Consider the following 5,000-nt stretch of genomic DNA (forward strand, 5'->3'; position numbering starts at 1 on the left):
AAGCGCGCTCGCGCTCCGCGCGCGGCGGCTGCCGACAAGCCGGCCGCCGGAACGACCCGCCGCACGTCGCGATCCAAGTCCGCTCCTGCGGATGAGTCCCCGGCGGAATAAGCCCCGCCGGGCGCTACAGATTTTAGGAGGACATCATGAATCTTGTATATGCCGATGAACAAGGCAATTTATATGACCATCCCGACTGGATCGGGCTTGGCCGCAGCGGCGACGTCGTCGTGGAAATCATGGACGAGGAGCTTATCCCCCTTCCGGAGGGAGCGACTCTCGTCGGTCTGCCGGGCACCCGCCCGGTCGGCATCAACTCCCGCACCGGGGAGATGGAAGTGCTGCCCGGATCCTACCAGGCTGTAGGCGCGCTGCTTCCCCAAGGATATACGCGGCTTAATCTGCCCGGCTACGTCAAGGCGGACAAAAACGCCGTCCTGCCGCTGTTCGGCTACACCTCCGTCGTCTGGAAGGACGGCGGCTTCCATGTCGCGGCCGAGCGCAGCGACGATTCCGAGCGCTGGAATCCGCTCAACTGCGATGCCAAGGAGCTGAACGTGAAGGTGGAGGAGCTGCTGGCGAAGTACCCGGACAACAGGCTGTACAAGCATCTGTCCAACTGCGCTCTCGGCTACGAATGCCTCACGGCTTCCAATACGTTTCTGCAGCGCTGGGAAGGAGCCGTCCCGGTTTCCTATTCCTGCAATGCAGGCTGCTTCGGATGCATTTCCGAGCAGCCCGAGGACAGCGCGTTCCCGGCTCCGCAGACCCGCATGAACTTCAAGCCGACCGTCGACGAAGTCGTGGAGATCATGCTGGAGCAGCTCAAGACTCCCGATGCGATCATCAGCTTCGGCCAGGGCTGCGAGGGCGAGCCGTCCACCCAGGCCAGAATTATCGTGGAGGCGATGAAGAGAGTCCGGGAGCAGACGTCGATGGGCTACATCAACATCAACACGAACGCCGGGCTCACGGACTTCATGCGGGCGATCGTCGATGCCGGCCTCGATCTGATGAGGGTGAGCACGATCAGCGCGCTGGACGACCATTACAACGCGTATTACAAGCCTCGGGGCTATACGCTCAAAAATGTGGAGAAGTCCTTGCGTTACGCCGCCGACCAAGGCGTCTACACCTCCATCAACTATCTCATCTTCCCGGGCGTCACCGACCGCGAGGAGGAGATGGAGGCGATGATCGAGTTCGTCCGCCGGACCGATCTCAAGCTGATTCAGATGCGCAACCTCAACATCGATCCGGAAGCGTACCTGAACCTCATTCCGAAGGCGCGCGGGGAGATCTACGGCATGAAGCAGATGCTGGAGATTTTCCGCGAGGAGCTGCCAGGCGTCGTCATCGGCTCGTACACGCATGTGCCGCCGTCCCGGCTGGCGAGGCAACGCTGAAAGCCGTGCTGATCAAGGTTGATGGACGTCCTGCGCCGGCGGACCGCAGCAATCCTGTTGCCTAAGGCACTTGTCCGTGATATACTATTCAGGTATGCATAACTCTGGGCTCGCTTGAAGCTCAGGGCAGAAAGAGGTGAAAGACGATGAAAGAGGCTATTCATCCGAAATACCACGTGACTACGGCTACTTGCGCTTGCGGCAACACGTTCGAGACGGGTTCCGTTAAACCGAACCTGCGCGTGGAGATCTGCTCCGCTTGCCACCCGTTCTTCACAGGCAAACAGAAATTCCTGGATGCCGGCGGCCGCGTAGACCGTTTCAAAAAGAAATACGGTATCTAATCGACTGCCAGAAATTGGCGGCATAGAAGAACCTCCCTCAGCCATCCTATGGACTGAAGGGAGGTTTTTTAATTGACAACAATTCGCTTTCATGCCAATAAGCCTCTGCGATCCGCCTGCGTTTTTCTGCTCGGCGCCGCTCTGCTGACGGGCTGCGGCGGCAGCCCGGAGCATAACCGGGTGAAGAGCTACGGACAGGACGGGCATCTCGGCTTGACGAATACGAATCCCCGCCTGCCTCTTACTCCCCATTCGCAGAACTATCAGCAGGATGCCGACTTCGCGGAGCTGAAGGTCAAGCAGGTTGAAGGGGTGAAGAAGGCCCGGCTAGCTTTCGACGGTCCGACGCTCCGGGTTTATGTAACGCCGAAGGCGGGTCTCAGCGCCGCTCAGCGGGAGCAGGTGCGCAGCCGCGTGGAGTCGCAGCTCGCCTTCAACATGCCCCGCTATAAAATCATTGCCCGCCTGGCTTCTTAAGGCGACAGCGCCTTTCTTTCCCTGAAGCGGGGAGACGAAGGCCGGTTGCACAAGCCGTGCAATTGGGCTATACTGAAAATCTGCCGTGCTAGATGGGGAGGTAGCGGTGCCCTGTAACTCGCAATCCGCTATAGCGAGGTTGAATTCCTGCCGTAGGTTATGCGTTGCAGTGTATGGCGCCTAGGAACAGCGTTGAAGGATGGGTCCTCCGCAATGGACACTTGTGAACCCGGTCAGGTCCGGAAGGAAGCAGCCGTAAGCAGGCGCGTTCATGTGCCGGAGGAGTGCCTGACCCGAGCTGGAATCAGGAATGCCTGCTGGACCGCATGGATCGAGGGCAGGTGCACGGTCCTAACTAAGCAGAGCAACGTCTGGAGTCCGACTCTTCGTGAGGAGGTCTTCCGGGCGTTTTTTTTATATTCTCAATAGAAAAGCTTTTCGCATTCCCGCACGGCCGCCCCCGGATGTCATCGGGCGGATTCCTTTTGCCGGGCAGGAAGCGGTATTGTATAATGGAGAGACGAAATAACGGCCGAGGCCGGCCGGAAAGGAAGCCTGCATCTTGACCCATATCGCCTTATACCGTGCTTGGCGTCCTCAGACGTTCCGGGACATGGTAGGACAACAGCATATCAGGCAGACGCTGCAGAACGCCATCCGCGAGCAGCGCATTGCGCATGCTTACTTGTTCAACGGGCCGCGGGGCACGGGCAAGACTTCCGCTGCCAAGATTTTCGCCAAAGCCGTCAACTGCGAGCTCGGACCCGCTCCCGAGCCGTGCAACGAATGCGCCGCCTGCCGGGGAATCACCGCCGGCACCGTGATGGATGTCGTGGAGATTGACGCCGCTTCCAACCGCGGCATTGATGAAATCCGCGAGATCAGGGACAATGTAAGATACGCTCCTTCGGAAGTGCGATACAAGGTTTATATCATCGACGAAGTCCATATGCTGACTACGGAAGCGTTCAATGCATTGCTCAAGACGCTGGAAGAGCCTCCGAGCCACGTGATCTTCATTTTGGCGACGACCGAACCGCACAAGCTTCCGCCCACCATCATCTCCCGCTGCCAGCGCTTCGACTTCAGGCAGGTGTCGCTGGAGGAGCAGGTGGAGAGGCTGACCGAGATCTGCAAGGAAGAAGGCATCCGCGCCGAACCGGAAGCGATCGACTATATCGCCAGGCTGTCCGACGGCGGCATGCGCGATGCGATCAGCCTGCTGGAGCAGGCGGCGGCGTTCGGCTCCGAGACGATCACGCTCGAAGGCGCGGTCGACGTCACCGGCGGCCTTGCCGCGCAGCAGTTCGCGGGCATTGCGGACGCCGTCCGGGACAGGGATGCGGGAGCGATTCTTCCTCTCGTGGAAGGTCTCATGCAAGCGGGCAAAAGCCCGGACAAATGCCTGGAGAACCTCATGTATTACTTCCGGGATCTGCTCGTGCTCAAGCTCGCTCCGGGCAGCGCCGAGGCGATGGGGCGCGTCTCGGATCCCGCCCGGTTCCAAGCCATGGCCGAAGGGTTCTCGGCTGACCGGATCTTCCGGATGATCGACGAGCTCAACCGTTACCACAATGAAATGAGGCATGCCGCTCATCCGCAGACTCTCTTCGAGGTGGCGCTTCTCAAAATCGCCACGATGCCCGAAGGCGGCAGCCAATCCTCGGGAGCTTCGGCCACCGCCGGCGCAGCGGCGCCTCAAGCTTCTCCGGAAACAGGACGGCTGCTGCAGCGGATCGACGATTTGGAGCGCAAGATCGAGCAGCTGCAGCGCTCCGGCAGCGCTCCGGCAGCGGCTCCCGAGGCATCCGCTTCGGGCAGCGCCGTTCGAGGGGGTGCGAGCCGCGGAGGCGGGTTCGGCCCTCGTTCCGGCAGCGGCTCCGTACGGAACGTCAAGCTCGATCCCTATTTGGCGGCTCTTTCCAACTCCGAGACCGCTCAGCTCCGGGCAAAATGGAGCGAAGTGCTGGCCCGGGTCAAAGATGCAAGGGTTACGGTCCACGCGTGGCTCGTGGACGGCGAGCCGGTAGCTTCCACCGGCGACTCTGTGCTCGTCGCGTTCAAAAACACGATTCATCGGGAAACGACCGAAAAGCAGGCGAATCGCGAGCTCATCGAAAAAGTGCTCCAGGAAGCCTTCGGCCGGGCCTTGTCCCTATCCACCGTCATGCAAAAGGACTGGCAGCAAGCAAGCTCCGGCGCTGTCTCGGAACGTGCTTCGGCGCCGCTGGAGCTCAGCCACGACGATCCGCCGCAAGCTCCGGCGCGGCCGGAATGGGTGGAAGAAGCGGTCCGTCTGTTCGGGGAAGACCTGGTCGAGCTGAAGAAGGATTGACATTGATCTTAATTCCAATAATGAGGTGATGACGATGAACAACATGAACCAAATGATGAAGCAGGTCAAGAAGATGCAGGAGCAGATGCTCAAGGCTCAAGAGGAGCTCGAAACGAAGAACGTTGAAGGCTCCGCTGGCGGCGGTGTCGTCACGGCTGTCGTGAACGGACATAAAAAGCTAATCAGCATCGCCATCAAGCCGGAAGCGGTCGACCCCGACGACGTGGAAATGCTTCAGGATCTTGTGCTCACAGCCGTCAATGATGCCATTACCAAGGCTGACGAGCTGGCGAACAAGGACATGGGCAAATTCACCGGCGGCATGAAAATTCCCGGCTTGTTCTAAAGCCTGCGGGTCCTTCGGGACCGCATAGACGGCTGCTCGTGCAGCAGCCTTGGACGGCCCTTCGCATTCCGGCAGGGCCGTCCTTATTTTAT

General features: G+C 59.9%; 5 protein-coding genes and 1 other RNA gene. All 6 read left to right on the plus strand.

Annotation, left to right across the window (positions count from 1 at the left end; translation table 11 throughout):
* The first annotated feature begins 146 nt into the window (after positions 1-146).
* The 6 genes from VE23_RS17860 to VE23_RS17885 all read left to right on the plus strand — a co-directional run bounded on the left by VE23_RS17860 (position 147) and on the right by VE23_RS17885 (position 4,908).
* Positions 147-1,406: a radical SAM protein gene (locus VE23_RS17860; RefSeq protein ID WP_049868712.1), complete on the plus strand. Its 1,260-nt coding sequence runs from the start codon at positions 147-149 to the stop codon at positions 1,404-1,406.
* A 146-nt stretch (positions 1,407-1,552) separates the two neighbouring features.
* Complete coding sequence (gene rpmE / locus VE23_RS17865) at positions 1,553-1,750, plus strand: 50S ribosomal protein L31 (RefSeq protein ID WP_021882051.1); 198 nt, start codon at positions 1,553-1,555, stop codon at positions 1,748-1,750.
* A 72-nt stretch (positions 1,751-1,822) separates the two neighbouring features.
* Positions 1,823-2,227: a hypothetical protein gene (locus VE23_RS17870; RefSeq protein ID WP_021882052.1), complete on the plus strand. Its 405-nt coding sequence runs from the start codon at positions 1,823-1,825 to the stop codon at positions 2,225-2,227.
* 83 nt (positions 2,228-2,310) lie between these two features.
* Positions 2,311-2,576: signal recognition particle sRNA large type (gene ffs, locus VE23_RS25500), an RNA gene on the plus strand.
* A 213-nt stretch (positions 2,577-2,789) separates the two neighbouring features.
* The gene (gene dnaX / locus VE23_RS17880) at positions 2,790-4,562 is read left to right on the plus strand and encodes a DNA polymerase III subunit gamma/tau (protein ID WP_048749928.1); all 1,773 of its coding nucleotides are present in this window, start codon (positions 2,790-2,792) and stop codon (positions 4,560-4,562) included.
* A gap of 34 nt (positions 4,563-4,596) precedes the next feature.
* The gene (locus tag VE23_RS17885) at positions 4,597-4,908 is read left to right on the plus strand and encodes a YbaB/EbfC family nucleoid-associated protein (RefSeq protein WP_048749931.1); all 312 of its coding nucleotides are present in this window, start codon (positions 4,597-4,599) and stop codon (positions 4,906-4,908) included.
* Positions 4,909-5,000 lie beyond the last annotated feature (92 nt).

It is taken from the genome of Paenibacillus sp. D9 (assembly GCF_001188365.1).
GTDB classification, from domain to species: Bacteria; Bacillota; Bacilli; order Paenibacillales; family Paenibacillaceae; genus Paenibacillus_O; species Paenibacillus_O humicus.